The sequence below is a fragment of the Microbulbifer sp. Q7 genome (genome assembly GCF_001639145.1).
Classification (GTDB): Bacteria; Pseudomonadota; Gammaproteobacteria; order Pseudomonadales; family Cellvibrionaceae; genus Microbulbifer.
In genome coordinates this window covers 301,140-328,103 of sequence record NZ_LROY01000002.1, presented here as the reverse complement: position 1 = coordinate 328,103, position 26,964 = coordinate 301,140, and the positions used below count along the sequence as shown (strand labels likewise).

Here is a 26,964-nt window from a genome sequence, read left to right as displayed (position 1 = left end):
GGGGTGTTCAGCTGCCGGGAAGCTCGGTGATACCCATGTTGAACAGGGTAAAACCAAAGATATCGGCGTACTGCTCGATGGTTTTCGAGACCGGGGTGCCCGCACCGTGACCGGCATTGGTTTCAATGCGGATCAGTGTCGGGGCCACGCCTTGCTGTTTGTCCTGCAGCTCGGCCGCAAACTTGAACGAATGCGCCGGCACCACACGATCATCGTGATCGGCGGTTGTGACCAGTGTCGCCGGATAGTTCACGCCCCTCTTCACGTTGTGTACCGGGGAGTAACCCTTCAGGTACTGGAACATCTCTTCGCTTTGCTCGGCGGTACCGTAGTCATAGGCCCAACCCGCGCCGGCGGTAAAGGTGTGGTAGCGCAGCATGTCCATCACGCCCACCGCGGGCAACGCGACCTTGACCAGCTCAGGGCGCTGAGTCATCACCGCACCCACCAGCAGGCCACCATTGGAGCCGCCGCGAATGGCCAGATAATCACTCGAGGTATAGCCGTTGTCGATCAGGTATTCACCTGCGGCGATAAAGTCGTCGAACACGTTCTGCTTCTGCAACTTGGTGCCCGCATCGTGCCAGCGCTTGCCGTACTCACCACCACCGCGCAGGTTCGGCACCGCGTACACGCCGCCCAGCTCCAGCCACACCGCGTTGGCGATATTGAACGACGGCGTCAGGCTGACATTAAAACCACCGTAGCCATACAGGATGGTCGGGTTCTTGCCGTTCAGCTCGAGACCCTTTTTGTAGGTGATCATCATCGGCACCTTGGTACCGTCTTTGGAAGTGAAGAACACCTGCTTGGACTCGTAGCCCGACGGATCAAACTCCGCGCCAGACTCACGATAAATGTCGGACGCGCCCTGCTCCACATCGAACGCAAAAATGGTCGACGGCGTTTTGTAGTTGGTGAAGGAGTAGTACAGGGTTTTGTCTTCACGCTTACCACTGGGCGAAGACACACTGCCCGGGCCCGGCAAGGAAATTTCACGCACGCGCTTGCCGTTGTAGTCGTACTGGTACACGCGGGACAGGGCGTCCACCATGTACTCGGCGAAGAAGTAGCCTCCGCCGGTCGACGCGGTCAGCACATGGTCGGTTTCCGCAATGAAATCCTGCCAGTTTTCCGGAGCCGGATTCGACGCATCTACCGTGACTACTTTTTTATTCGGCGCATCGCGGTTGGTGACCAGAAACAGCTGGCTGCCCTGGTTGTCGATCACATAGGTATCGGAATCGAAATCGCTCAACACCTGCACCAGAGGCGCATCCTTCTGGGAGAGATCACGGATGAAGAGGTCATTGCCGGATGTGGAGTTAGCACCGGAAATGACAAGATACCGATCATCTTCGGTGACATAACCGGACACGTAGCGGCGCTTCTCTTCGTCCGTGCCGCCAAATACCAGCGCATCTTTTGACTGAGGCTGCCCCAGCTTGTGGTAATAAAGTTTGTGCTGGTCGGTTTTTGCCGAAAGCTCGCTACCTTCTGGCTTGTCGTAACTGGAGTAATAGAAGCCCTCGTTACCCTTCCAGGAAATGCCGGAGAACTTTACGTCAACCAGCGGTTCCTCCAGCAGCGTTTTGCTTGCGGCATCAATGATGTAGATCTTGCGCCAGTCGCTGCCGCCTTCAGAAACCGCGTAGGCGGCAATGGAACCGTCTTTGGAGAACTTCAGGGTAGCCAGCGAAGTCGTGCCGTCTTCACTGAAGGTATTGGGGTCGAGGAAAATTTCGGCTTCGCCATCGCCTTTTTTGCGCCACACCACATACTGGTCTTGCAGGCCATTGTTGCGATAGAAATACGTGTAGTCCCCTTCTTTGAATGGGGAACCCACTTTCTCATAATTCCAGAGCTTTTCCAGACGCTGCTTGAGGCTGTCGCGGAAGGGAATCTGCTCCAGATAGCTGAAGGTCACCTGGTTCTGGGCCTGTACCCAGGCTTCGGTTTCTTCACTGCGGTCGTCTTCCAGCCAGCGATAGGGGTCCGCAACCTCGGTACCGAAATAGCTATCGACCACATCGTCCTTGCGCGTTTGCGGATAGGCCAGTGCCGACTTTTCCGCGGCCGCGCTCTGTGTTTCCACCTGGGTGTCGCTCATCGCCTGCGTTCCCTCCGGAGACTCACCCGAGCAAGCGGCAAGCACGCCGGCTACTGCAAGTATGGATAGTTTTTTCATTATCGTGGGTTCCTCCGAAGGTTGATCTGAAACCGTCTAGGAAACCCAATTCACCCTTTCAGATCAAGCGCTCGGAGCACGACGAGAATTTGCCGAGGATTGTTTCGGCAAGATATAAAATGCCAGAACAAAAGCCCGAATAAAAAACGATTTACAGCATATGCAATTCAAACCTTACCACTACACCAGCATGACCCAGCACACACCGGCAATAATCAGGGAGGCCAGCACACTCAGCACCGCGCCCTCGCGCACCATCTCCTGAATCCGCAACTTGCCGGTGCCGTAGGCGATGGCATTGGGGGCGGTGGCCACCGGCAGCATAAATGCACAGCTGGCACACATGGCCGCCGGGATCATCAGTACCATGGGGTCAAAACCGGCACTGCTGGCCACCACCGCCAGAATGGGCATCAGCAATGTAGCGGTGGCGGTGTTGCTGGTAATTTCCGTCAGGAAGGTGACAGAAAGGCACAACAGAATCAGCATGAGCCACAGCGGCATTGCCGTCAGGAAGTTGAGCGCCTCGCCCATCATCTCGCTGAGGCCCGATGCCGCGAACCCCTTGGCAATGGCAATACCGCCGGCAAACAGCAGCAACATACCCCACGGAATGCTCTCGGCGGTTTTCCAGTCCAGCAGGCGCCCGCCCTTGCCGTTGGGCACCAGGAACATCAACACCACCGCGCCCAGTGCCACAGTGCTGTCACCGGCCTCGTCAACCCCGAACAAATCGCTCCAGCCGCCAAACGGTTCGTTGCGCGTGACCCAGAACAGGATGGCCAACGCAAACACCAGCAAGGTACGCACTTCTTCGGCCCGCCAGGCACCCACCGCCGGCGCCTCCAGTGATTTGTGCAGTTTGATTCCCCGGGTCAGCCACAGGGCCATAATCGGCAGAGTGATCAGCACCACCGGCAAGCCAATTTTCATCCAGCTCACGAAACTGAACTCCCGCCCGGTCACCTCTTCGTAAATACCCATGAAAATGACGTTGGGCGGGGTTCCCAGCGGGCTGCCGACACCGCCCAGACTGGCCGCGTAGGCAATCCCCAGAATCAGCGCCACCGTCAGCCGGTGGTTGTCGGCCCGCGCCAGTATCGCCAGCGCGATGGGTAACATCATCAGGGTGGTGGCGGTATTGGAAATCCACATGCTTAACAGGCCGGCCGCCAGCATGAACCCGAGTACCAGTCGGCGGCCACTGGAGATACCAACCACCTTGAGCATGTACAGGGCCAGTCGCTCGTGTGCACCACTTTTCTCCAGCGCTTTGGACAGCATGAAAGCGCCCATCAACAACAGGATCACATGGCTGCCCAGGGACGACGCCACCAGTTTGTGGTCGGCCACCCCAAACAGCGGCAGCAGCACAAACGGAACGATCGACGTTGCCGGAATCGGCAGGGCTTCCGTCACCCACCAGATCACCGTCAACAGGGTGATGGCCGCGGTCACTGCGGGCAAGTAAGGCATCCCCAGCCCTTCCAGCAGGAAGAAGAATCCGGCCGCGAGCACCGGGCCGAGTGGAATGAATAGATGTTTGTTCATAGTGTTTTTTCGTTTTTATGCGTTCGCAACAACAAATCCCGGCACTCCCAGTCGATCGCCGGCTGCCCCTGCGCGTTGCGTGCATTGACGTTCCAGCATACGACGTCCACCGACACGCCGGTGTCGGCCCGGGTAAAACTGAGGGTGACAAAATTATTGTTACTGATGACCGAACGCTTGTGCGGCCGTGTGGTTCCGGCTCTCAGGTACTCGACCTCCGCGCGCACCCCCGCAACCGGCCGATCGGGAAAAACATCCGGGTGCTGGTTGGCGGCCGCGGCAGCGCTGGGCAAACAGGACAGCGGCGACGAAACCACTTCCAGCACCTGCTTGCCGTTCAGTTCAAAGCGGGCCAACCGGCTGAAGTGCACATCCCCCGCCACAATCAGCACATCCTGCGGGCAGGCATTCAGTGCGCGCACCAGCGTTTCGTATTGGCCGGTATCGGCGAGGGTGTGATCCCCCAAACCCAGTTTCACCATCAGGGAGCGCGCGCCCCTGAACTGCCAGCGGGTCAGCAAGGGCGCCGGCAAAACCAGCACACCGGGGCAGCGCAGCCCGGCCAGCCACTGCTGTAATCGTTCCAGTGTGGCCGCATCGGTAAACTGGCTATCGCGACCGCGCCCCCGTTGCAGCCGTGTATCCAGCACGAAGAAACTGAGCTCGTCGCCGATATCGAAGCGACTGCAGGTTTTGGCATCCGGTAACTGGTAGGCGTCAAACAGTTGGCGCGCGCAGTCGCGCCAGATACGACGCACCTTGCCCGACCAGAGCGTGGGCAGGAACCCCGGCGTGTTGGGGTAATCGTTCCAGAATTCATGATCGCCGGCGAGAAAATAGTGTTGACCCGCGCTCAGCAGCTGCCGCAAACCACCACGCCAGGTTTTCCGGTATTCGCGGGAAAAAATCCTGCCCAGCTTAAGACGAATTTTGGTTTCCGAGCGCAGCACCAGTGGCGAGAAGCTGGCCGAGCCAAAGCCGGGGGTAAATACCCAGCCCCGATTGGCGTAGGCGGTATCCAGATACACTTGATCGCCCCCCAGTACAGAGACATCGGGGCGGTACGCCTCCGGCAAACCGCTAAAGGCCTCTGCCAGCGCCCCGTGATCAGTGTGGCGATAGAAACAGGTTCCGAACCAGAGGTTGAAGCGCTGACTTAACGACGCGGGCTTGCCCTGGCACCGGGCCCGTGCCAGCAGAACGGGCGCACCGGTATCGCTGAGTTGCCAGAGTGACAGGCGATAACTGCAGCCAGCCGCAGTGGGTACAGACAGCAGCGTATAACGCAGCCCCTCCGCCTGCCGCTCCAGTTGCAGGGGAATGTCGCGGCAACGGCTCTCAAACAAAGGCACCGCGGCCCCCTCGCTGGCCACCGGCTCACAGCGCAGCCACAGGCGCTCACCTGTCGGTACCGGCTGCGCACCCTCGACATCACCGACCCAGACCCACGTGCGTCCTTCGCTGCCATAACCGTGGGGGACCAGTAGAAAGCGCCCCTCCTCTTCTGTTTCACCCGGCTGGCTCAGCGACTCCGTCACTGGCTCCGCGATTTGCGCTGCATCCATTACCCTGACAATCCTGCCTTTAGTTCCGCATTCTTCTGTTGTTTGCCCGAAGCGCCTGCTCGAGGGAAGGGGCAAACATGGTCGCAGAATTTCACCAGAGGTCAACATTACCCGTCAGTGCGATACACTCCGGGGAATTGCACACTGGCAGGGGGCCATCGGTTGACCACGTTTCTGGGAATTATTGTTTTTGCGGTATTGGTGTGGGTTGTGCCGCTGGCATGGCAACACGGTCGACGGCGCTACCTGCGCTCACGCCCTTTGAGCAAAAAGCAGGAAACCATTCTTCACAGCCGACTGGCACTCTACCCGGCGCTGTCAGCGGACACACAATTGGAGCTGAAACAGAACGTCAGCCTGTTTCTGCGCGATAAGGAATTTGTTGGCTGTAACGGATTGCAGGTTACCGAGGAAATGCGTGTGGTCATTGCTGCACACGCCTGCCTGCTGCTACTGGGCCGGGAAAACAGCTGCTACCCGAACCTGCGCACGATTTTGCTGTATCCCGACGCGTACGTGGCGGAGGAGACCCATCATCATGGCCATGTGCAGTCCACCCGCCTGAGCGCCCGCGCGGGGGAAGCCCATTACCGCGGGCCGGTGGTGCTTTCCTGGGATGACATACAGCAAGGACTCGCACACCCCGAGCAGGGACACAATGTGGCCATTCACGAGTTTGCACACAAGCTGGACGAAGAGGATGGCTATGTGGATGGGCGGCCGCCATTTGCGCGTAGAGAGGACGGCAAAGACTGGGCGCCAGTGATGCGCGAGGCATTCGCGGAATTGCGTCAGCGCCTGCACGCCTTACATCAAGAGCATCAAGAGCAGCAAGGGGCAGAGCCGGGGAGCGCGAATGACCCTGCGCTCGAGGCACCGCAACCGGTCTCAGTACTGGACACCTACGGTGCACAGTCCCCGGCCGAGTTTTTTGCCGTAGCGACAGAAGCCTACTTTGTTATTCCGACGGCGATGGCAGCGGCTCATCCGCGACTGTATCGGGAGATGCAAAAATTTTACCGAACAGATCCTGCCGCACTGCTGCATGGAAGTCGTCGGGGCGATTGATATCACAATTGATCGCCGGGTCGTTTACTTCAATATCCACAACCGCATCCGCAAAGATACGCAGGACCTTTTCCATGCCGGTATTGCGCAAGCGGGGCAAGGCGGACAGATACTTGCGGCCGATGGCGATCGGGTAACCACGGGTACCGGCGCAAACGGGAACATGGATACGATCTTCGCGAGCGGCCTTGAGGATGGTAACCAGGGTTTCCGGCTCAACGAACGGCATGTCGCCCATACACACCAGCACGGCCTTTGGGTTGGCGCCGGCACGCTGCAGGCTTTCCACCGCGGATGCGAGGCTGGCGCCTATGCTGACCGGCCATACCGGCGCGTGCAGCACCTGCACCGGCATTTTTTTTAGGCCATTGGCAATTACCGGGTCGCGGGCGCGCAAAACCACCTGTACCGCGGCATCTTCCATTATCAGTGCGGCTTCCTGCGCCACTTCCAGAGTACGCAGTAACATGGGCTCGCCCTGAATGCTGGCAAGGCGCTTGTCACTGCCAAAGCGATGAGAGTATCCGGCGGCCAATACGACGATTGAATATTCCATTTCGTTTTTTTCCATCGCTTTTAATTCAGTTCAATTTTTATAGTTGTTTAGTAATCCTTCTTCCACTGCAGTTCCACACTTCCGCCGCCGCTTTCCTCGTTGTCGGCAGATTTGATGTCCAGGCGTAAATTTCTGCGCAGTTCGATTTGCATTTCGGCCTGCCAGGGGTTCAGCGGGTCGGTACTGCGCTGGAGCTCAAGATAAATACGGCTGGTGATGTACTTGCCCAGACTGAGGGAGTACTGATCGCCGTCGTCTGTGGCCTCGGACTCGAAGTCCAGCGTGTCCAACCCCACCAGGTCCCGGGTACTGGCAAGCGGGTCAAAACCGGCGGTGCCCGTCTGCAGGCTGCGCACCACCCCCACCAGACGTACCGCCTGCAGCGGCGAAATATCCGTCAGCGACTTGCCGAACAGCAGCTGGGCGAAAATTTCATCCTGAGCAGCCGCCGGACTGGAACTGAACTCGATTTTTGGGTCATCAGTGGTACCAGAGATGACCGCGGTAATTTCTCCCTCCGGGTAGGAATACACCCCTTTGACATAGATGGCGGCCACATTGTTTTCAAACTGCACCTGGCCTTCCTGCAGTTCGAACTTCTTGCCGAGCAGGTCAAACTTGCCGCGCACAATGGTCAGGGTCCCGGACGCCTGCGGGTCCGCGGCCGTACCCGCGATATCCACCTTGCCCTTGAGTTCCGAATCGAGGCCCAGGCCGCGCACATAGGACTGCTGATCCAGTACCACTTCCAGTGCCAGTGCGATGTTCTCCATCAATGCAGAGCGCTGGGCACTTTCGCCGCCATAGACTTCCACTTCGATCACGTCGATTTCCGGCACACTGCTGCCGATAAAATGTTCCACCTGTACCGCCAGCGGCCGCAGGTTGAGGGTACCCGCCAGCAGCGCATCTTCGGTGGTACCAGTGAGGCGCAGTTCGCCGCTGAATGCCCCCTTGGCGCCCGGCATATTGAGCAGGTGGGCATTGCGTGCGTTGAGGGAAAAATTGAGCGCGGGCGGTGCATCGCCACTGAAACGTGCCGCGCCCTGCAGGTCCACCCGGCCGCGGTCGGCATCCCGTGCGCTCGCTTCCACGATACGCCAGGTGTCGGGGTCCATTTCCGCAATGAAGACGATACGGCGCAGACGGGTGTTGCTCGGGCGGTGCTCGTAGTAGCCATCCTGCAGGTTGATGTTGCCCCGAGCGTTGGGCGACACACTGGTGCCGTCGGCGCTGAAGCTGAAGTCGAGCTGTCCGCGCATGGTGTGGATTTCGGGATCAAAAAATGCCCCCAGCGCCGCCAGGTCCGCCTGCCCACTTGCGCTAAAATCCACCGGCAGGGGCGGCGACTCGCCAGCGGGGGTGTCGCGGAACCACTGCTCGAGAATGGGCGCAATCGCCAGGGTCGCCTCCGCATCGGCCGCCTTGCGGCTACCGTGGCGCGCGTCCAGCGTTACTTCCAGGTTGCCCGAACGGGTCTGCCATTCCAGCAGCAGGGCGAGTGGCGCCTGCACCAGGGCATCATCCCTCAGCGCAGGCGCGCGCCCGGAGATTTTCAGCTCGCCGGTTAGATCCGGATCTTTCGGGGTGCCCTTGGCGGTGGCAAAAAGTGACAGTTCGCCGCTGTCGGCAATATCAGCGCTGATCCATTCCTCAAAATCCATCAGTACCGCCTGAGCGCGCACCTCCAGATCCAGCGCCTGCGCACTCAGGCTGCCATCGGCGGTAAGCTGGTTACGACCGGCCCACAGCAGCTTCACTTCCGACAGCATCACTTCAGCCTTGCCGTAACTCACATCCCCCTGCACCTGCCAGGGTTCGCCGAGGTACTCGCCCAACCCCAGGATATTGGCGGTCGCCTCCGGTGCGTTAAACGGCCCGGAGAACTGGCCGTCGATGCTCAGCTCACCGCGCAGCGACGAGGGCAGATCCACGCCCGCCAGACGGGCCAGCCCGAGGGGTATATTGCGCCCGGCCACACTGCCCCTGGCCCGCTGTGCTTTCGGTTCCAGCACGCCATTCAGTTCGAGCCAGGCATTGCCCCGCTGGCGCGCCTGCGCCGAGTCCGCCGCGAGGGCGGCAGTGCCACTGACCCGCTCGCGGGATTGCTGCAGCGGATAGTCGTCACCCGGCTCCGTCACCGGGTCCGGTACCAGCGACTGGCCGCCATTCTCAACCACTGGTGCCGCTCCCCCGGTGTAGAGGTCGAGACGCAGGCGGTCGAAGGTCAACTGCTCCGCATTCCCGGCGGCCCCGCCGCGCAGGCGATAGCGGTATTCCCGGTACTGCCCGTCCGAAGACAGGCGCGCGGACATTTTCGGATTGTCGAACGGGCCCGACACCGATACCACCGCGTCCAGGTCCACTTCTGTGCCCGGATCTACCGGTAACCCGAAGCGTTCCGCCGGCTGCAGCCCGCGCGCGGCTACATCCAGTTGAAACTGCAGGGTCTTCCCTTGCAGATTGACTTCGCCACTGCCGCCCACCCGCAAGCCGTCGCCCTCCACCAGCAAGTCGCGGACGGCAAATTTTTTCAGGTTCCCCGCCGCGCGCCCCTGCACATCGGCCTGCAGGTTTTTAATGCGCAACTCACTGGCCAGATCCACGCTAAGTTGCGGGTTGTTCCACGGGCCAACCGCGGTCACCTGCAGGCGCTCGATCGTGCCGTCCAAATCCGCCGGAATTTCCACATCCCGGGTCTCGTTCAGCGACGCCAGAATGCGACGAATATCCGCAATGGGTAATTGCTTTACCCCGCCCTGGAGATCCAGTGATTGAGTGCCGATGTCCACCTTGCCGCGAACCGCCACCTCAGCCGCGGCGAATTTCAGTTTCGCGGCGCGCAGCTGGATCACATCGTCAACGGTCTCCACGGTGCCGGTCAGGTGCACCGGTTGCTGCTGATAGCGGGATCTCAGCTCGAGTGTGCCGTCGGCGCTGGGCAGCTTGAGCGGGCCGCGCACCGTAAGGTCTGCAGAGAGCCAGCCGCCCTGCAGGTAATCCTGCCAAGGCTGCGAAATGGCCAGGGGCAGGCGGTTGAAGCGCACCTTCAGGTCCATGGCGTCACCATCCACCACACCGCGCACACTGTGCCGAGTATCATCCACAGTCAGTTCGAGATCGTCCGTGGTGACGGACCAAGGCGAGAGAACCACATCGGCGTTGCCGGCCAGGCCGAAGCGGTGATGCAGCAGCGGCAATGAAAAACGCTCGATCGTCACTTTCAGTCGGTCATCTCCGACAAGGGTCAACAGCAAACGTCCGTCGGCATCGAGCGACTCCCCCTCAGGCAGTTGTAGTTTTTGCCCCAGAAAGCCACCGGCCTGCTCATCAGCGGAAAACGATAGTGCGTACACCGTTTCGCTTTGCATCTCTCCCTCGACGTTCAGATGCATTTTTTGGCCCTGTATTTCAGCCACGTCCAAGGCCAGCGCCGAGGCGCGATCGGGCCACTGGTAACTGCCCTGGCCGGTCACCGAGACCACCGGGAGGCCCTGCAGCGCGCCGTCGATAATGGTCAACTTCTCCACCGCAAGGCGCTCCAGCCAGATGGCGGGCACCGCAAGCCGGTCCACTTCCTCGACCGTTTCCTCCACGTCTTCTTCGCTAACATGGGCCTGCAGGTATTCCCCGAGCAAAGTGTTGTCGAAGAGCAATGAACGCGCGCTGAGGCGGGGGATGTGGATCTGATTGCGCAACAATCGGGAGATATCGACCTGCAGGGTTAGCTGCTGGGCGTCCACCATCGGGCGCTCTTGGCAGCGCACCTGCAGCCGGTCAAAGTACCAGCTGCCCAGCGCTTCGCTGCGCAGTCCTTCGGCGTTGATTTCAAGATCCGGCAAATAGTAGCGAGCGATGGCCAGGCCACCGCGGGTTAGTGCCTCACGACCGGTTTCCGAACCCACCAGAAACAGGGCCATCAACAGCGGCATAACCAGCGTGGTGACCATCACCACCAGCCGCGGCGCACGCAACCGTAATTTGTCCGATCTGCTCTTGGACTCAGTAACCATGCTCAGAACGCCTGCCCGAGACTGACGTAGATCTGGTAATTGCTGTCGCCGAGGCCATCCCTGCGATCCAGCGGGAAGGCGATATCAAAGCGCAAGGGTGCAAACGACGTCATGTAGCGCACCCCCAGGCCGGCGCCCCAATAGAGATCACTGAAATTTGGCTGGGGGTCGGCGTAGGCATTACCGCCATCCACAAACAGCACGCCCCCCCAGGACTCGGTGAAACGAAAACGTCCTTCCAGAGAGATTTCACTGAGGGCGCGGCCACCAATCGGGTCCGACAGCTCGGGGGGTTCCCCGGCCACCGGCGAGGGAATCAAACGCCTGGGCCCGAGCGCCTGATAACTGTATCCACGTACCGAGCCACCGCCGCCGGCGTAGAAACGTTCGTCTGCAGGAATGTCCAGATTGTCGATACCGCTGATTACCCCCGCCTTGATGCGCACAGCCAGCGTAGGGTCAAAGCGGATTTCCTCCCCGGTCAGGTAACCGGTAGCCACCAGTGTGTTTTTGACAAAGCGTGTGCCGCTGCCTCTCAGGTCAAGGTAGGGTTTGATCTCCAGCGCCACTGTGGCACCGCGGCGGGCATCGAGCAGGTTATCGGTGGTATCAATCTTCAGGCCAAGCGGGAAGGACAACAGGTTGTAATTCTCGCTCTCTTCCCCCTCTTCCTGTACCCGGCTGAATTTGAGCTCGCTGCCCACACTGAAGGTGCGGTGCTTGGTATGTCGCCGGGAAATGGTGCCGCCGAGGGTAATGGATTCAGCCTGATAGGAGTCCCGGTCTTCATTGGAGGCCTCCGCAGTGGCGGAGAACTCCTGGTCATCGCGAAAAAAGCGCGGCACCAGCAACTGGCCCTTGAGCGACTGCTTGACCTCATTGACCCGGGTTTCCACCTCGATTTTTTCGCCGCGCCCCAGAATATTCCGATGCTCCCACCCGGCCGAAACGCCCGCCCCCTCATCGGAGGTGTAGCCCACCCCCAACCTCACCGTGCGATGCTTGCGTTCAATCACCAGAAAAGTGATATCCACGATACCCGCATCCGGTTCGGACACCTCGGTGTTCACCCCGGCGACCAGGTTGGTGCGCAGCAGTCGCAACTTTGCCGCATCCATCTTGCGACGGGAAAAACAGGCGCCCTCGTCCAGCTTCAACCGCTTGCGCAGGAACGCTTCGTCAATGGTGGTGATGCCTGCAACATGAATCTGCCCGATACGCACTTCCGGGCTTTCGGCCACGCGATATTCCAGCCGCGCAGCGTGTTCGCTGTGAACCACCGTGGCCTGATAACTCACATCCACGTTCAGCAGGCAGGCATTTTCGGCCAGGTAGGTCTCGATTTGCTGGACGCCCTCGGTAACCTTCTCCGCCTCCAGAGGATCACCAACCCCTATCCCCACGCCGGGAAAACCCGACTTCAGGTTCGGCGGCATACGCACACTGAGGCTGCTGACGCGGTATATCCGCCCGGGCACCACGCGGTAAAGAATCTCCCCGTCGCTGACGGACTGGCGCACGCGACCATCGTAATAGCCCCGGGAGCGCAATAATTTTTCCAGCGTACCGCGCTCGTAGCGCGCCACATCCAGCGCCTCTTCGTAGGATTTGAGCACACTGCTGGATTTACGCTGCTCGTTCAGCTGGTCTTTCAGCCACTCCTGCAACTCGCGGTTTTCGGCAACCCGAACCTTGAATTTCGGCAGGCTGTCGAAAAACGGCAACGCCAGGCCCTGCTGTGGCCACAGCAGAAACAACGATGCGAACAGCACACAGGCTGCGAAAGAAAAAACTGAAGCTCGGGAAGCGAAACAAGATGCGCGCAAGACAAAATTCCGTTTGCCAACTACCTACACTGCGACGTCGAACACCGGCAAAAGTTGCCCGCTACAGCAAAACTTTACCGCTCTTTACATCCGCGAGGCGCGGGCCTGGATCCAGGTGACCGGTGGTGGTTCAGCTCAGCGCGTCGGCGCCGAGCCCATGCGCTCCATCAGCGGGTTGCAATTGCGAATGATGACCCGCCCTTCCAGCAGGTTACCCTTCGAATACTCGCTGAAGATGCACTCGTTGGTTTTGGGGTTGTAGTTCTCCACCCACAGGTTGTCTTCCTTCCAGGTAGCACCCAGGTGCCGCTGCCCTTCGGGCACGTTGATGCGCATCACACCGCCGAAGCGTTTGACGAAAACCTGTTCGAAATGAAAGTAGTAGGCGAGCCAACCGGCCAGAAAGATGATCGCACCGACAATCGCCCCTTTTCCCAGGCTGCCCAGACGGCTGCCGGCAAACAGGGCGAGTACGACCAGGGCGATAACGGCGGCCCAATACAGGTAGGTAATCATACTGATCTTCCGTGAATTTATTGGTTTATAGACAGAATTATCGGCGTTTTTTGGTCACTGCCATCAGCTACCAACAGCTTAGCGCAAGACGGGCGAAGATTCGCTGGCAGCCTTGATCTGCATCAAGCTGGCCAATTGGCGCAACTTTACACTGGAACCAATTAAAGACAAGCCGTTGGCGAGTTCAGAAGCCCGGCCCCAATTGACCCTGGAGGCAATCATGGACGCAATGATCGACCTTTTCACCAGTTTTTCTGGCCTTCTGAGCCTGGGAATTATCGCTTTTGTGTGCGTGATGGGCGGGTTTTTCACCCGGATGGCACTGCACAAGATGAATGAAGAGCAGGAACAGCTGGCCGAGACGCAAGCCGGCCAGCAAATGCAAGACATGAAAGCCGCCTGATTCTCAGAAATTTCAGGCGGTCTCCAGCCGCGCATTGACTGGCGGTTCAGCGCCAACGCGGCTGCCTCGCGTCGGCACGCGCTGCGCGGAGATGAGTCCGCCGGGACACTTACCCCAACTGTTGGCCGGGGCTGGTTATACCTGCACCCGGTCTTTTTGCCGTTTCAGAATACGGCAGATCAGGAAATAACAGGTCAGAAAACACCAGGCCGCGAGCTGCTGCCAGCCCCGGCCTATGACTTGCCCGCCCGTTATTCGCCAGACAGCGCTGCTAGATTTTCAAACAGCTTCAGCGCCTGTGGATTGGCCAGTGCTTCCTGGTTTTTCACCGGCTTGCCATGCACCACATTGCGCACCGCCAGCTCCACGATTTTTCCACTAATGGTACGGGGAATATCCGCCACCTGAATCACCTTCGCCGGCACGTGGCGGGGGGTGGTATTGGCGCGAATGGTGGTGCGGATCTTCTGGGTCAGCTCGTCGTCCAACGTCAGGCCTTCGCGCAGCACCACGAACAGCACAACCCGCACGTCATCGCGCCACTCCTGGCCGATGCAGATACTGTCGAGCACCTCCTCTACCTTTTCCACCTGCCGATAGATTTCCGCGGTGCCGATACGCACTCCGCCGGGATTAAGAACCGCATCGGAGCGACCGTAAATGATCACCCCACCATGCTCGGTAATTTCTGCATAGTCCCCGTGCGCCCACACACCCGGCCAGTTATCGAAGTAGGCGCCGTGGTACTTGCTGCCATCCGGATCGTTCCAGAAACCGATCGGCATGCAGGGGAAGGAACGTGCGCACACCAGCTCGCCCTTGTCTTCCAGCACTGGCTTGCCGTCGTCGTTCCAGACTTCCACCGCCATGCCCAGGCCACGGCACTGCAGCTCGCCCGGGTACACCGGCAGCGCCGGGTTGCCTAACGCAAAACAGGACACAATGTCGGTGCCGCCGGAAATGGACGACAGGCAGACGTCGGCCTTGATATCCCGGTACACATAGCGGAATCCCTCGTGGGCAAGCGGCGAACCGGTGGAAAGTACCGCCCTCAGGTGCTCCAGTCGATGACTTTCGCGGGGCTTGCAGTCCGCCTTTTCCAGCGCGGCAATGTATTTGGCACTGGTTCCGAAGACACTGATATTTTCTTCATCGGCCATATCCCACAGGCACTGGGCAGCGGGGTAAAACGGCGAGCCGTCGTACAACACCAGGGTGGCCCCACACGCGAGGCCACTTACCAGCCAGTTCCACATCATCCAGCCACAAGTGGTGAAGTAAAACAGCGTGTCATCACGGGAAATATCCGTGTGCAGACGGTGCTCTTTGATGTGCTGCAGCAGTGTGCCGCCGACACCGTGGACGATGCACTTGGGCACGCCGGTGGTGCCGGAGGAGTACATGATATAGAGCGGATGATTGAACGCAGTCTGCTCAAAGCTCAACGGGCGCGCCGGTGCCGTTTCGGTAAAGGCATCCAGGGTAGTGGCGCGGTCCAGGCCGCCAATGGCGTCAGCGGTCTGCGACGCGTCGCGCGCCACGGGCACCACCACCAGCTGCTGAATCGACTCGATCTGCTCGACGATCTGGGCCAGGCGCGGCAGAGAATCGATGGTTTTGCCGTTGTAGTAATACCCTTCACAGGCAAACAGCACTTTCGGCTCTACCTGACCGAAGCGGTCCAGCACCCCGTTGATTCCGAAATCCGGTGAACAGGACGTCCAGATGGCCCCGAGGCTGGTGGTGGCCAACATGGCCACCACCGTATCGATGATATTGGGCATAAATCCCGCAACCCGATCGCCCTTGCCTACCCCCACACTGACCAGCGCAGCGGCGAGGCGCTCGACCTTCTCGAACAGCTGTGCGTAGGTCAGCTGACGGCGCCCGCCATTTTCCAGACGCTCGATCAGGGCCACGCGATCGTCGCGGAATCGCAGCAGGTTTTCCGCAAAGTTCAAGCGCGCGTCGGGAAACCACTCGGCACCGGGCATGGTGTCTTTACCCAATACACGCTCTCCACGCGCACTGGCCACGACCTCGCCGAAGTCCCAAAGCTCACCCCAGAAGGATTCGCGGTTATCCACAGACCACTGGTACAGGGCCCCGTAGTCGGGGAGCGCCTGCTGATGGTGGTCGTTCACCCGGCGACGGAACTGATCCATCTGGGTGGCGGCTACGGCTTCGGGCGTGGGTTGCCAGAGGGGTGCTACGGGATTGCTCATTTCGGCGGGCTCTCTCATTTTTTATACAGCGTTTTTTGCTTCAGCGGTGTTGTGCATGGTTGACCATTATTGGCCGTCTCGCCATTTGAACAATCATGCCTTGGTCTAACACTTAAGACTAATTTAAACTTATTAACAAATTATAAGATTTTCTTAACTAAAAATGAGGGCCCGAGCGGCGTAGAATCCCTACATGAACACCACCATCAAACAGCTGCGCGCCTTTGTGACGGTGGCCAGAACCCGCAGTCTGGCGGAGGCGAGCGCACAGCTGCACGTTTCTCAACCGGCCATCTCCATCGCCATTCGCAGTCTGGAAGAGTCCCTGGGGGGTGCCCTGTTCAGCCGCGACGGCAGGCAACTGGTGCTGACACCGGAGGGCTCCGCCTTTGTGGAGCGCGCCCAGCAACTGCTGCACAACTGGGACAACACCCTCGATGCGGTGCAACAGCGCTTTCGCCTGCAACAGGGGCAACTGTCCATCGCCGCCATCCCCGCCTTTGCCCTGAACCAGTTGCCGGGGCTGCTCAAGCAGTTTCACCAGCAACACCCGGATATCAATATCGTGCTGGAAGACATCGTGATGGAGGGGGTAGTGAAAGCGGTTCAGGAGGGACGTGCGGAACTCGGGTTCAGTTTTTGCCCGGACGATCTGGGCAACCTGCGCTTCACCCCCATCGGGGACGACCGGTTTGTGGCAGTGCTGCCCGAGGGCCACAAGTTACAGTGCAATAAAGTGGTGCGCTGGCAGGATCTGGCGCAGGAGCAGTTTGTTGCCATGAACCGGGGTTCGGCGGTGCGCCGCTGGACCGACGCCGCGTTTGCCCAAAACGCGACCTCCGGGGAAGCCTCCCCGAGGCTACTATGTGAGGCAAGCCAGCTCAGCACCATCGGCCGGCTGGTCCAGAGTGGCCTGGGGGTCAGCGCGGTTCCCAACTTGTGTGCGGAACAAATGCGTGACTATGGACTGGTGTGCAAACCATTGGCGGAGCCTGTGGTGACCCACGCAGTGGGAATTCTCGCGCGGGAAGCCGGCGCCCTGTCGGCGCCGGCCCAGACGTTTCTTACCCTCGTGTTAGACGCGCACGCCTGATGGCGCGCGCACTAGCCGGCGAATATTTTCAAACAGATCCCACGCGGTAATGGCGACCACAACACCGATGGCCACCTGCCAACCTCCCTGACTCGGCTGCCAAAATTCACCACTTGGCCACTCGATGGAAAACGGCGCCTGCAGGCCCAACAGAAAAGCCAGTAACGTCAGCCAATACATATTCAGCGCCCCATCAATCAGCAGGCGCGATCGTGTCCAGAAAGGGGAGAACAGTTTGTGGAGCGACATCAGTACGCTGGCGCCGAGTGCGATATTGATCCACGGCAGCAGCGACACCAGTTCCGGTGATAGCGCCAGCGCGGTGTGCCCGCCGGTACCCGGCAGCAACCAGAGATCGTTTAGCCACGCCATGGCCAACAGGGTCACGACAAATTCCACCGAGGAGTCGAAGCGCTTGATACGCCGACCGCTGTCGACCACGTTCGGCATCGAGCGGGGATTCCAGTTGCCAAATACCTGACGATTACTCAACCCCTCCCCGATGAGATAAAACACCAGAGTCACCGCAGCAAAAGAATGCACACCGCTTTCGTAAAGACCGCTAAACCAGCCGAGTGCGGCAGAAAGCAGGTCCGGATTTTCAGCAAAATACAGGGAACCGACCACATCGACCGCCGATACCACCGCAATCACCAGAAATGTCCACTTCAGAACCTGCAGGTACAGGGGAAACAGCGGCTCACTGACCAGTGCGCGGCGCGGCTGATAGGCGGCCGCCACCGACATGGGGTGGCCCTTCTGTTTTAGCAGGTCGAGAATATCCTGCTCAGTGGGTGTCCGCGCCAGGGATTCTTGCAAGTCATCGCACTGATCCTGCAGATCAGACAGCAGCTCGTTGCCCACATCCTCGCGCAGCCGCACCGGTAAATGGGTGCGCACATTGTCCACGTAGCGCTGCAACCAATCAGTCTCTTTCGCCATTGATTCCGTCTCCGTATTGAATCTTTTCCGCAAGCTGGCCGATCACCAGGTTGAGGCTTTGCCACTCCCTGCGCATTGCTGCCAGCGCGATCTCGCCACTGCTATCGATCTGGTAAAAACGCCGCTTGCGCCCCTCTTCCTGCTGCCAATAGCTGGACAGCAGGCCCTGCTCTTCCAGCCGGCGCAGCAGTGGGTAGAGGGTGCCCTCGTCGATCTCCAACCCTTGCCGGGCCAGCTTTTTGCGCAGGGAGTAGCCATAGTGCGGCTCTGCCAGCGCAAGCAATACCGCCAACGTGAGAGCCCCTCGGCGTACTTCCATCACCATTCGCTGAAGTCTTTCCGGTGCTTCTGTCATCCCGTTTAAGCCCATACTGTGTGCCACACAGTAAATACTGTGCACTACACAGTAATAAAGTGCAAGTAGTAAATACGACCGTGGATTGACGTAAAAGGAAAAAATCGCAGGCACAAAAAAACCGGCCAGGGGCCGGTTTTTCGGAAGGGGAGCGGTCAGATTACTGGGCGGTGGCCCGCAACATCCAAGCGGTCTTCTCATGCACACGCATACGGTCGCCCACCAGTGCTGCAGTGGATTCGTCATCTGCGTCCTGCGCCGCCTTCAATACGTCGCGACAGGTCTTCACTACCTGCTCGTGACCCTGGGTCAGGATCCGCACCATCTCTTCGGCAGCGGGTACATCTTCCACTTCCTTCACCGAGCTCAGCTCTGCAAACGCCTTATAGGTTCCCGGTGCCACTACGTCCAGGGTGCGAATGCGCTCTGCAATATCGTCTACGGCGGTTGCCAGTTCGGTGTAGTGCTCCTCGAACATCAGGTGCAACTCACGGAAAAGGCGACCGGTCACATTCCAGTGGAAGTTGTGGGTCTGCAGATACAGGGTGTATGAATCCGCCAACAGACGTTTCAAACCCTCCGCGACCTTTTCACGATCTTTCTCACCAATCCCGATATCAATATTGCTCATTAGCAACCTCTTTTTCTGGTTTGAGTTCAATCCATGTCAGGGCCTGAATGTGGATTAGGCAGCAAACACTGCCGTTTCCTGCAGCCTGAAACCGGCTTGAATCCGGCCTACCAGGCCCTGCGAAGCCGTTCGAGCGAAACTGCAGATAAAACCAGCCGCTCCAAATTACTTCAGCTCAATCCTAATACTATGGTCACAAAACGCGTTTCAAACCCCCAACGCCATTGACTGTAAATATGTAGCCAATAGCGTCAGGCAATCGGGCGAACAATCACCAGCCGCACTGGCGATCCGCGTTTTGTTCCTTGAGGTAACCCATCAGCGGCTGGAAATAATCCACAATCGCGGAGGCATCCAGTTCCCGCTGCCCGGTGAGCGCTTCCATCGCATCCGGCCACGGTTTGCTGGCGCCCATGGCCAGCATGTTGCGCAGCTTTTCGCCGGCAGCTTTATTTTTGAAGATGGAACAGCGATGCAGCGGCCCGGTCTCCCCGGCGGCCTCACACAAGGCACGGTGGAACTGGAACTGCTGGATACGCGCGAGGAAGTATCGCGCGTAAGGGGTATTGCCCGGAATATGATATTTGGCACCCGGATCGAAATTCGCCTCACTGCGCTCTACCGGTGCCTGGATACCCTGATAGTCTTCCCGTAGTTTCCACCAGGCCTTGTTGTAATCACCGGGCTGCACTTCGCCGTTGAATACCTGCCAACGCCACTTGTCCACCAGCAGACCAAACGGCAGGAACGCGATCTTGTCCAGTGCCTGTTGCATCAGGTAGCCGATGTCTTTGTCGGCGCCGGGGATTTCATCCATCAATCCGATTTCTTTCAGGTACTTGGGTGTAATGGACAGCGCAATGGTGTCCCCCACCGCCTCGTGGAAACCATCGTTGGCGCCTTCCTTGTACAGGAACGGCTGCTCATTGTAGATACGCTGGTAGAAGTTGTGCCCAAGCTCATGGTGCACGGTGATCAGGTCTTCACCGGTCTTATTGATGCACATCTTGATGCGGATATCGTCCTTACCATCCAGGTTCCAGGCACTTGCGTGGCACACCACATCGCGATCCCGCGGCTGCACAAACTGCGAGCGCGCCCAGAAGGTTTCCGGCAATGGCTTGAAACCGAGTGAAGTGAAGAACTTCTCACCCACTTTCACCATGTCTTTTTCACTCATGCCGGAATCCACCACCAGCTGAGTCAGGTCGTACGGCGCCTGCATGTCATCGTCTTTGACGACGTCGTAGACGTTACCCCATTCCTGTGCCCACATATTGCCGAGCAAATGCGCCGGGATTTTTCCACTGGCCGGCACCACATCATCGCCATAGTGTTCGTTCAGCTTTGCACGCACATGGCAGTGCAATGCCTCGTACAAGGGTTTTACCTTGTTCCACTGGTTGTCCATATCCGCCGCAAAGGCATCCGCGGGCATATCGTATTTGGAGCGCCACATCACACTCAGGTTGTCGTAGCCCAGTTCCTTGGCGCCGGCATTGCCAATTTCCACCTGGCGCTCGTACAGCGGCTTCATCGGTGGCGACACCTTGCGCCAGCCAACCCACAGATCCTTCAGCAGCTTGGGATCCCGGCTATTGGCCATCATCTGGCCCATTTCCGTGAGGGTGTAACACTTGTCCCCCGCTTCACCAGACTGATCCCCACCCGCCTTTTCATCCGGGCAATATTTTCCGGCCCCGTACATGCCCTGCATCTTTGAGCCGATCTGCGCCAGCTCAGCGGTCAGCTTGGGATCGTTGGGAGCAGGGAAAACCAGGCCCTGCTTGAGCATGGTGAGCATGCGGCGGGTTTCGGGATCCAGATCGACGCTGTCGAACTTGGCGGCTTCCTGTGCTAGCTCCACCGCAAGGGATGTATAGCGCTCCATCGCCAGTGCCTCGACAAACTGCGAGTCGAGATTGATATAGGTGGACGCCAGCCAGCTGGCATGGCTCGCTTCTTCAGCCATTTTGGCCAAGCGCTGCTGCGCGTCGTCCAGGAATGCCTTGGCACCCTCAGCATTCAATTGATCGCCGCTTTGCGACGCCTTCGCCACGGTACCAGCGTCGGTGGTATCGGCGGCGTAGGTCAGGTTTGAGGGGGGATTGGCGGCAGCGGGGGGCTGTCCTCCGGTGGATTCTCGATCACACCCCGCAAGGGTGAAGGTGGCAGCGGCGATTACCAACGCAAGCTTTTTCATCGGCGTCCTCTGGTCATTATTGGAAGTTATTCGTGGCATTCCCCCCGGGGCACCGGGGTGGGCATCCTAAAAACTGTCGCGGTTTTATAGCACAGGCCCCACCCCCACCGGGACGGTGGCGAGTGTGCGCGCACCACATCGGCACAAAATTCCTTCTACGGATGAATATTTGGAGAAAAATTTCGGCAACGAGCTTTTCGGCGAATCAGCGGATGGCACAGGAAGCGCGCCCGATACAGGCAGACGTTGCAACAGAAAGAGGGAATGAATAGTGAGAGAGGAAAACTGGAGGCAGCCCAACCAGCACATCCCCGGCACATGATGTCACTGCTACCGTTGCTCCCTTCCGGGCCTGGCGGGGTTCACAGCTGATCATTGCGAGGAGACCGGAAGGGCCGCCATCACGCTTCAGCACTCAGGTTAGCACCGCTTGCTGAAAAAAGCGGCCTGTGCTCGAAGAGGGCGGGATTATAGAGATTCGAGGCGCCAGGTTCCAGCCTTAATTTTCCCGGGCGCGGCTTATCGCTAGTGGCCGTCAAAATCCTCACCCCCGGGGAACAAATCATCACCGCAAAAAGCTATACTGTGCCGCGCCCGAATCCGGGTCCTTCGCTTTCGTTTCAGCCACTTTGCCAAGCCGGAAAATCTATGCACCTGTTTGTCGACAGCCTTACCAACGTGGATTTCAGTTATCTCCACCGCAGCCGCGGCATTGTTGGTGAAACCTGGCTGGCCAACGCCGCCCTCGATGGCGCGCTGGATCATCAGGGCATGGTGTGCGACTTCGGGATCGTCAAAAAGACCCTGCGCAACTGGCTGGATAGCGAGCTGGATCACCGCTTGCTGGTGCCCATTCTGGCGCCCGAGCTGGAACTGGAGCGCACCGACGAGGGCATACGCCTGCAGTGGACACTCGACGATGGCGAAGTCATCACTGTAGGGGGCCCCACAGAGGCGTTCGCCCTGGTCGCGGTGAACGCAATCTCGCCGGAATCCGTGGCACACTGGTGCGTGGGCGAACTGGAGGGCATCTTCCCCACCAGCGTGAAGCAGCTCGACCTCCGTTTTACCACCGAGGCCATCGATACCCCGTTTTACCACTACAGCCACGGCCTGAAAAAGCACGACGGCAACTGCCAGCGCATTGCCCACGGCCACCGCTCGCGTATCCAAATCGATATGAATGGAGTCCGCAATCCACAGCTGGAAGCAGAATGGGCGAAGCGCTGGGCGGATATTTACCTCGGCACCCGCGAAGACCTGCGCGAGGAATCTGCGCAGCAACTGCACTTTGCCTACCGCGCCCGCCAGGGCGAGTTCACTCTGAGCATCCCCAGTAACCGCTGCGAAATTCTCGACTGCGATACCACCGTGGAACAGTTGGCGCAGTACATGGCCGACCAGCTTGCAGCGACGCATCCCGGACACGACATCCGCGTTCGCGCCTACGAGGGTATCGGCAAGGGCGCCGTGGCCTCGGCAAAGTGCTAAACAACCGTGAATCTGATCCTTCTTGAACCCAGCGATTTTGCCGGGGCGGCCGACGTCGCGGTGCTCCGCGGACGGCGCTTCCAGCATATTGTCGACGTGCACAAAGCCGAGGTGGGCGACACGCTCAAGGTGGGCGTGCTGCAGGGGCAGATTGGCGAGGGCGTGGTCATCGAACGGGGCGAACAGCATATCGCGCTCACCGTTTCTCTGCATCGCGCACCGCCACCGCCGCTGCCACTCAACCTGATTCTCGCCTTGCCCCGCCCGAAAATGCTCAAGCGCACCATCCAGCACGCCACGGCACTTGGGGTGAAAGCGCTGTATCTGATCAATGCCTACCGGGTGGAGAAATCCTACTGGCAAAGCCCCTGGCTGGCGGAAGACAAACTCCGCGAGCAGTGCCTGTTGGGCCTGGAGCAGGCGGTGGACACCACCATGCCGGCGATATTTCTGCGCAAGCGTTTCAAGCCGTTTGTCGAAGATGAGCTGCCGGATATCGCCGCCGCCTCGCGCAAGCTGGTCGCACACCCCGTCACCGACACCCCCTGCCCCGTAGATATTTGCGAGCACACCACTCTGGCAGTGGGGCCGGAGGGCGGCTTCATTCCGTACGAAGTAGAAAAGCTACAGGCGGCGGGATTTGAATCCGTACACCTGGGCCCCAGAATCCTGCGAGTCGAAACAGCCCTGCCCGTCCTGCTGGCGCGACTGTTCCCCGGACGCTAGATCACCGCGCACGCCATCGCACCGACAACGAAATAACACAGCGCACCTGAAGAACGGGCACAAAAAAGCCGCGCTAAAAAGCGCGGCCACAATGGCAGTCAAGACACTGCCGGGTCTCACAGAGCGGGGCATGGGGTTGCCCCAAAGAGAACGGGCGTTACCTGTTCAATTCTTTGCTCAGGCTGCGGGTTACGCAGCGACTTCAGACTCAACTGCAGACTTTTGCAGGGCGAGTTTCGGATCTACGTACTCGTAACCCAGCACATCCGCTACCGCCTTGTAGGTCACCATACCGGCGTGCACGTTCAGACCTTCCAGCAGGTTGGCATCGTCCAGCAGTGCCTGCTTGGCACCCTTGTTGGCCAGGGATACCGCGAACGGCAGGGTGGCATTGTTCAGGGCCATGGTAGAAGTACGGGCAACACCGCCCGGCATGTTGGCAACACAGTAGTGCACCACGCCGTCTACCACGTAGGTCGGCTCCTGGTGCGTGGTCGCTTTGGAAGTTTCGAAACAACCGCCCTGGTCGATCGCAACGTCCACAACCACCGCACCTTTCTTCATGCGGCTGATATGGTCGCGAGTCAGCAGCTTCGGTGCCGCCGCGCCCGGGATCAGTACCGCACCGACAACCAGGTCAGCTTCCAGCGCGTGCTTCTCGATCGCATCGTTGGTGGAGTATTCGGTGCGCACCGCGCCGCCGAAGATATCGTCCAGCTGACGCAGGCGCGGCAGGGAGCGATCCAGGATGGTCACGTCGGCACCCATACCCAGCGCCATCTTGGCCGCTTGGGTACCTACAACACCACCGCCGATAATCAGCACTTTGGCCGGCGCTACACCAGGCACGCCGCCCAGCAGTACACCGAGGCCGCCCTGGGCTTTTTCCAGGTGATGCGCACCGCACTGTACGGACATACGGCCGGCCACTTCCGACATGGGCGCCAGCAGCGGCAGGCCACCGAAGCGGTCGGTAACGGTTTCATAAGCGATACAGGTCGCACCGGATTTCACCAGCAGTTCGGTCTGCTTGGGATCGGGCGCGAGGTGCAGGTAGGTGTACAGCAGCTGGCCGGGGCGCAGCATTTCGCATTCGTGCGGCTGGGGTTCTTTTACCTTCACGATCATATCGGCAGTGGCGAAGATTTCTTCAGCGCTGTCGATGATCTTGGCACCCGCCTGCTCGTACATTTCATCGGTAAAGCCAATGGCTGAACCGCCGTCTTTCTGCACGATCACCTCATGACCATGGCCGATCAGCTCGCGTACGCTCGCCGGCGTCAGGCCGATGCGATACTCGTGGTTCTTAATTTCTTTTGGGACACCGATCAACATAACGAATCTCCTCAATCACTCTGTGAGCGCAGCTTTGCGCGCCCCTTTCTTTTGTTGGATTCCCGCAGTATAAGACCCTCTTTTGAGTGGATTTCTGCAAATTTTTAAATATAATTAGTGGAATCCACTGGTTATTTCTCTAAATGACCGTTTTTTAGCCAAACGAGACCAGAATTCGCGCCACAGACAAGTCAAGCCGGGCTTTACCGCCCTTTTTCTGTGGCATTCCTGACGGGCCCAAAGGGCTCGACCAATTGGTCAAGACAGATATCCGAGAGCATGTCAAAAACATGAAAAGGCGCGCCAACGAACTCAGCACCATTGATCGCAACATCCTGCGTGTACTGCAAAAGAACGGGCGCACCAGCTACGCGGAACTGGCCCGCCACGTCGGCCTGACCGCCACACCCTGCGTCGAGCGGGTGAAAAAAATGGAGTCCGATGGGGTTATCCAGGGCTATACCGCACTGATCAACCCCGAGTATCTGGACGCGGCGCTGGTGGTGTTTGTACAGATCCGCCTGAACCGCTCTGCGCAGGATGCATTCGAGGATTTCCGCACGGCAGTGTCTGCCCTGCCGGAAGTACAGGAGTGTTATCTGGTATCGGGCAATTTTGACTACCTGATCAAAGCGCGTGTTGCCGACATGAGCGCCTACCGGCGGTTTTATGGCGAAACCCTGCTGACCCTGCCAGAAGTGCAGGAGTGCACCAGCTACGTGGTAATGGAGCAGGTAAAGGAAACCCTGGAAGTGCCGGTGCACTACAACCGCTGATACCGCAGGCCCACGCACGGCCTCAAGCTCATTTAACGCACCGTCCGGCTGCTAGTATCTGCGCGCCCCGCCGCACGGGTGGCATCCCGCGCCAAGCCGCCCTCGACAACCTCCCCTGCCGCAAACGACGACTAGGATTAATAGGCAATGGTTTCCTAATTCAAGTGCGCGGAAATGATGTCTTATTCCAACCTCTTCCCTGTTCACTGGCAGAAAGTCTTCATTCTCGCGTTTGTACTCAGCACAGGCTGCGGGGACAAGACGCCAGAAAAACCCACCCCACCGCCGAAGAAGGTGGAAGTGGTGGAAGCCCAGCGCCTGAAATTCCGGCCCAGCTTTGAGGTGCCTGCGGTTATCGAGGCGGTGGAAACGGCACAAATCTTCCCGCTGGTGCAATCCAGGATTCTCTATCAGAACATTACGCCGGGCGCCTTTTTCAAACAGGGCGAAGAGCTGGTGCGCCTCGATCCCTACAAGTTCGAGTCGGCGGTTGCCACCGCCCAATCCATGGTGGCGGAAGCAACCGCAAACTTTGAACAGGCCGACGGCAACTTTCGGCGGGCGCGTGAGTTAAGCCCCCAGGGTTACATCTCGGCAAAAGATTTTGATACCGCGAAATCCGCCAAGCTGGCCGCCGAAGCAGAGCTGGATAAAGCCCATGCAGCGCTGGTACAGGCGCGGCAGGACCTGTCGCATACGTCCATTGTGGCGCCGTTTTCCGGGCGTGTTGGGCACCCCAACTACGCGCCGGGCGACATTGTGATATTGCCGACCTCGGTACCGATCACCAAGATGGTCAAGCTCGACCCCGTGTACGTACTGGCCAATGTGGGCCAGAAGGCCTACAACGATTTTTACACCGTGGTGGAAAGACTGAAGCAGCAGGGGCGCGCCATTCCCAATATGGAGCTTTATATGGAGCTGCCCGGCGGCAGCATCTATCCCTTTAAAGGGGAATTTTTCTCTTGGGATGCCACCGCCGCCTCCACCCGCGGCACCATCGCCGCGCGCGTGCTTTTCCCGAACACCGACGGCCTGCTGATCCCCAAGGAGAATGTCACGCTGCACGGAAAACTGCTGGAGGAAATCGAACGCATCGTCATTCCGCAAAAGGCGGTATCCCAGGACCAGCAGGGCTTTTACGTCTACCTGCTCGACAAAGACAACAAGGTAAAACGGGCCAATGTGGAAGTGGGTGTCCGAATCGGCCCCAACTGGGCCATTCGCAAGGGCCTGAAAACGGGCGACCGGGTTCTGGTCGAGGGCCTGCAAAAAGTCAGCCCGGGCGATCAGGTAACCGTGGTGCCAGTCAAACTTGAGGACTTCAAGAAGCAGACACCCCTCAATCTAAAGTCCCCGCCCCACTCCCTCAAGGAACAACTCGCCAGAGACCGGGAGACCCAATCGCAGATGCTGGAATCCATGCAACGCGAAGGGCGGGAAAGAAACCAGCCGGGCGAGCCCTATGATCCGAATGACATCGGCAAGTAACCTGAGGCGC

General features: G+C 59.1%; 20 protein-coding genes and 1 other RNA gene. 7 read left to right on the top strand and 14 right to left on the bottom strand.

Annotated features, from left to right (window positions below; all coding sequences use genetic code 11):
- Positions 1-7 precede the first annotated feature (7 nt).
- From AU182_RS07080 to AU182_RS07070, 3 genes are all read right to left on the bottom strand, one after another.
- Positions 8-2,188: a prolyl oligopeptidase family protein gene (locus AU182_RS07080; RefSeq protein ID WP_066962934.1), complete on the bottom strand. Its 2,181-nt coding sequence runs from the start codon at positions 2,186-2,188 to the stop codon at positions 8-10.
- Positions 2,189-2,368: 180 nt separating this feature from the next.
- Positions 2,369-3,739, bottom strand: a complete 1,371-nt coding sequence (locus AU182_RS07075) for an SLC13 family permease (RefSeq protein WP_066962931.1) — start codon at positions 3,737-3,739, stop codon at positions 2,369-2,371.
- Positions 3,736-5,304: a hypothetical protein gene (locus tag AU182_RS07070; protein WP_066962927.1), complete on the bottom strand. Its 1,569-nt coding sequence runs from the start codon at positions 5,302-5,304 to the stop codon at positions 3,736-3,738. Before AU182_RS07070 ends, AU182_RS07075 begins: the two co-directional genes overlap by 4 nt.
- A 162-nt stretch (positions 5,305-5,466) precedes the next feature.
- On the opposite strand from AU182_RS07070, the gene AU182_RS16205 reads away from it, so the two are divergent.
- Positions 5,467-6,372: a zinc-dependent peptidase gene (locus tag AU182_RS16205; RefSeq protein ID WP_082859276.1), complete on the top strand. Its 906-nt coding sequence runs from the start codon at positions 5,467-5,469 to the stop codon at positions 6,370-6,372.
- Here AU182_RS16205 and AU182_RS07060 read toward each other — a convergent pair.
- The 4 genes from AU182_RS07060 to AU182_RS07045 all read right to left on the bottom strand — a co-directional run bounded on the left by AU182_RS07060 (position 6,263) and on the right by AU182_RS07045 (position 13,283).
- Positions 6,263-6,928: an NTP transferase domain-containing protein gene (locus tag AU182_RS07060; protein WP_193754306.1), complete on the bottom strand. Its 666-nt coding sequence runs from the start codon at positions 6,926-6,928 to the stop codon at positions 6,263-6,265. The two genes, AU182_RS16205 and AU182_RS07060, sit on opposite strands and share 110 nt — an antisense overlap.
- A gap of 47 nt (positions 6,929-6,975) precedes the next feature.
- Positions 6,976-10,941 (bottom strand): translocation/assembly module TamB domain-containing protein, encoded by a 3,966-nt coding sequence (locus AU182_RS07055; RefSeq protein WP_066962918.1) that lies wholly within the window; start codon positions 10,939-10,941, stop codon positions 6,976-6,978.
- 2 nt (positions 10,942-10,943) lie between these two features.
- On the bottom strand, positions 10,944-12,713 hold the full coding sequence (locus AU182_RS07050; RefSeq protein WP_227718160.1) for an autotransporter assembly complex family protein: 1,770 nt from the start codon (positions 12,711-12,713) through the stop codon (positions 10,944-10,946).
- A gap of 189 nt (positions 12,714-12,902) precedes the next feature.
- A complete protein-coding gene (locus AU182_RS07045) occupies positions 12,903-13,283 on the bottom strand; it encodes a hypothetical protein (RefSeq protein WP_066962912.1) in 381 nt (126 codons plus the stop codon).
- A 112-nt stretch (positions 13,284-13,395) separates the two neighbouring features.
- Here AU182_RS07045 and AU182_RS16735 point away from each other — a divergent pair, with 112 nt between their 5' ends.
- Positions 13,396-13,686, top strand: coding sequence for a DUF3149 domain-containing protein (locus tag AU182_RS16735; RefSeq protein WP_227718159.1), 291 nt, complete (start codon positions 13,396-13,398; stop codon positions 13,684-13,686).
- Between the two features lie 251 nt (positions 13,687-13,937).
- On the opposite strand, the gene AU182_RS07035 is transcribed toward AU182_RS16735, so the two are convergent.
- Complete coding sequence (locus tag AU182_RS07035; protein ID WP_066967646.1) at positions 13,938-15,911, bottom strand: acetoacetate--CoA ligase; 1,974 nt, start codon at positions 15,909-15,911, stop codon at positions 13,938-13,940.
- Between the two features lie 193 nt (positions 15,912-16,104).
- Between AU182_RS07035 and AU182_RS07030 the strand changes: the two genes are divergently transcribed.
- Positions 16,105-17,004 carry a LysR family transcriptional regulator gene (locus tag AU182_RS07030; RefSeq protein ID WP_066962909.1) on the top strand — a complete coding sequence of 300 codons (900 nt, stop codon included), beginning with the start codon at positions 16,105-16,107 and terminating at the stop codon, positions 17,002-17,004.
- On the opposite strand, the gene AU182_RS07025 is transcribed toward AU182_RS07030, so the two are convergent.
- The 5 genes from AU182_RS07025 to ffs form a co-directional block, all read right to left on the bottom strand.
- Complete coding sequence (locus AU182_RS07025; protein ID WP_066962906.1) at positions 16,987-17,946, bottom strand: hypothetical protein; 960 nt, start codon at positions 17,944-17,946, stop codon at positions 16,987-16,989. The two genes, AU182_RS07030 and AU182_RS07025, sit on opposite strands and share 18 nt — an antisense overlap.
- On the bottom strand, positions 17,930-18,265 hold the full coding sequence (locus AU182_RS07020; protein ID WP_227718158.1) for a PadR family transcriptional regulator: 336 nt from the start codon (positions 18,263-18,265) through the stop codon (positions 17,930-17,932). Before AU182_RS07020 ends, AU182_RS07025 begins: the two co-directional genes overlap by 17 nt.
- Before the next feature lie 196 nt (positions 18,266-18,461).
- Positions 18,462-18,932 (bottom strand): Dps family protein, encoded by a 471-nt coding sequence (locus AU182_RS07015; protein ID WP_066962900.1) that lies wholly within the window; start codon positions 18,930-18,932, stop codon positions 18,462-18,464.
- Between the two features lie 271 nt (positions 18,933-19,203).
- Positions 19,204-21,135 (bottom strand): M2 family metallopeptidase, encoded by a 1,932-nt coding sequence (locus AU182_RS07010; RefSeq protein WP_193754305.1) that lies wholly within the window; start codon positions 21,133-21,135, stop codon positions 19,204-19,206.
- Between the two features lie 295 nt (positions 21,136-21,430).
- Positions 21,431-21,527: signal recognition particle sRNA small type (gene ffs, locus AU182_RS07005), an RNA gene on the bottom strand.
- Between the two features lie 256 nt (positions 21,528-21,783).
- On the opposite strand from ffs, the gene AU182_RS07000 reads away from it, so the two are divergent.
- Both AU182_RS07000 and AU182_RS06995 read left to right on the top strand, forming a co-directional pair.
- Entirely contained in the window at positions 21,784-22,626 is an 843-nt protein-coding gene (locus AU182_RS07000; RefSeq protein WP_066962897.1) for a 6-carboxytetrahydropterin synthase, read from the top strand.
- A gap of 6 nt (positions 22,627-22,632) precedes the next feature.
- Positions 22,633-23,352 (top strand): 16S rRNA (uracil(1498)-N(3))-methyltransferase, encoded by a 720-nt coding sequence (locus tag AU182_RS06995; protein WP_066962894.1) that lies wholly within the window; start codon positions 22,633-22,635, stop codon positions 23,350-23,352.
- Between the two features lie 189 nt (positions 23,353-23,541).
- Here AU182_RS06995 and ald read toward each other — a convergent pair whose 3' ends face one another.
- Complete coding sequence (ald, locus tag AU182_RS06990; RefSeq protein ID WP_066962891.1) at positions 23,542-24,687, bottom strand: alanine dehydrogenase; 1,146 nt, start codon at positions 24,685-24,687, stop codon at positions 23,542-23,544.
- Positions 24,688-24,977: 290 nt separating this feature from the next.
- Here ald and AU182_RS06985 point away from each other — a divergent pair, with 290 nt between their 5' ends.
- Entirely contained in the window at positions 24,978-25,463 is a 486-nt protein-coding gene (locus tag AU182_RS06985; RefSeq protein WP_066962888.1) for an Lrp/AsnC ligand binding domain-containing protein, read from the top strand.
- A 174-nt stretch (positions 25,464-25,637) separates the two neighbouring features.
- Positions 25,638-26,954: an efflux RND transporter periplasmic adaptor subunit gene (locus AU182_RS06980; protein WP_082859275.1), complete on the top strand. Its 1,317-nt coding sequence runs from the start codon at positions 25,638-25,640 to the stop codon at positions 26,952-26,954.
- Positions 26,955-26,964 lie beyond the last annotated feature (10 nt).

Excerpts from the sequence above, each read along its gene's own strand:
- AU182_RS07035 (WP_066967646.1), bottom strand. The coding sequence starts at position 15,911 with ATGAGCAATCCCGTAGCACCCCTCTGGCAACCCACGCCCGAAGCCGTA.
- AU182_RS06985 (WP_066962888.1), top strand. The coding sequence starts at position 24,978 with ATGAAAAGGCGCGCCAACGAACTCAGCACCATTGATCGCAACATCCTG.
- AU182_RS07030 (WP_066962909.1), top strand. The coding sequence starts at position 16,105 with ATGAACACCACCATCAAACAGCTGCGCGCCTTTGTGACGGTGGCCAGA.
- AU182_RS07070 (WP_066962927.1), bottom strand. The coding sequence starts at position 5,304 with ATGGATGCAGCGCAAATCGCGGAGCCAGTGACGGAGTCGCTGAGCCAG.
- AU182_RS07025 (WP_066962906.1), bottom strand. The coding sequence starts at position 17,946 with ATGGCGAAAGAGACTGATTGGTTGCAGCGCTACGTGGACAATGTGCGC.
- AU182_RS07075 (WP_066962931.1), bottom strand. The coding sequence starts at position 3,739 with ATGAACAAACATCTATTCATTCCACTCGGCCCGGTGCTCGCGGCCGGA.
- AU182_RS07045 (WP_066962912.1), bottom strand. The coding sequence starts at position 13,283 with ATGATTACCTACCTGTATTGGGCCGCCGTTATCGCCCTGGTCGTACTC.
- AU182_RS07060 (WP_193754306.1), bottom strand. The coding sequence starts at position 6,928 with ATGGAATATTCAATCGTCGTATTGGCCGCCGGATACTCTCATCGCTTT.
- AU182_RS07010 (WP_193754305.1), bottom strand. The coding sequence starts at position 21,135 with ATGAAAAAGCTTGCGTTGGTAATCGCCGCTGCCACCTTCACCCTTGCG.
- AU182_RS07000 (WP_066962897.1), top strand. The coding sequence starts at position 21,784 with ATGCACCTGTTTGTCGACAGCCTTACCAACGTGGATTTCAGTTATCTC.
- AU182_RS07015 (WP_066962900.1), bottom strand. The coding sequence starts at position 18,932 with ATGAGCAATATTGATATCGGGATTGGTGAGAAAGATCGTGAAAAGGTC.
- AU182_RS07080 (WP_066962934.1), bottom strand. The coding sequence starts at position 2,188 with ATGAAAAAACTATCCATACTTGCAGTAGCCGGCGTGCTTGCCGCTTGC.
- ald (WP_066962891.1), bottom strand. The coding sequence starts at position 24,687 with ATGTTGATCGGTGTCCCAAAAGAAATTAAGAACCACGAGTATCGCATC.
- AU182_RS07055 (WP_066962918.1), bottom strand. The coding sequence starts at position 10,941 with ATGGTTACTGAGTCCAAGAGCAGATCGGACAAATTACGGTTGCGTGCG.
- AU182_RS07020 (WP_227718158.1), bottom strand. The coding sequence starts at position 18,265 with ATGGAAGTACGCCGAGGGGCTCTCACGTTGGCGGTATTGCTTGCGCTG.
- AU182_RS06980 (WP_082859275.1), top strand. The coding sequence starts at position 25,638 with ATGATGTCTTATTCCAACCTCTTCCCTGTTCACTGGCAGAAAGTCTTC.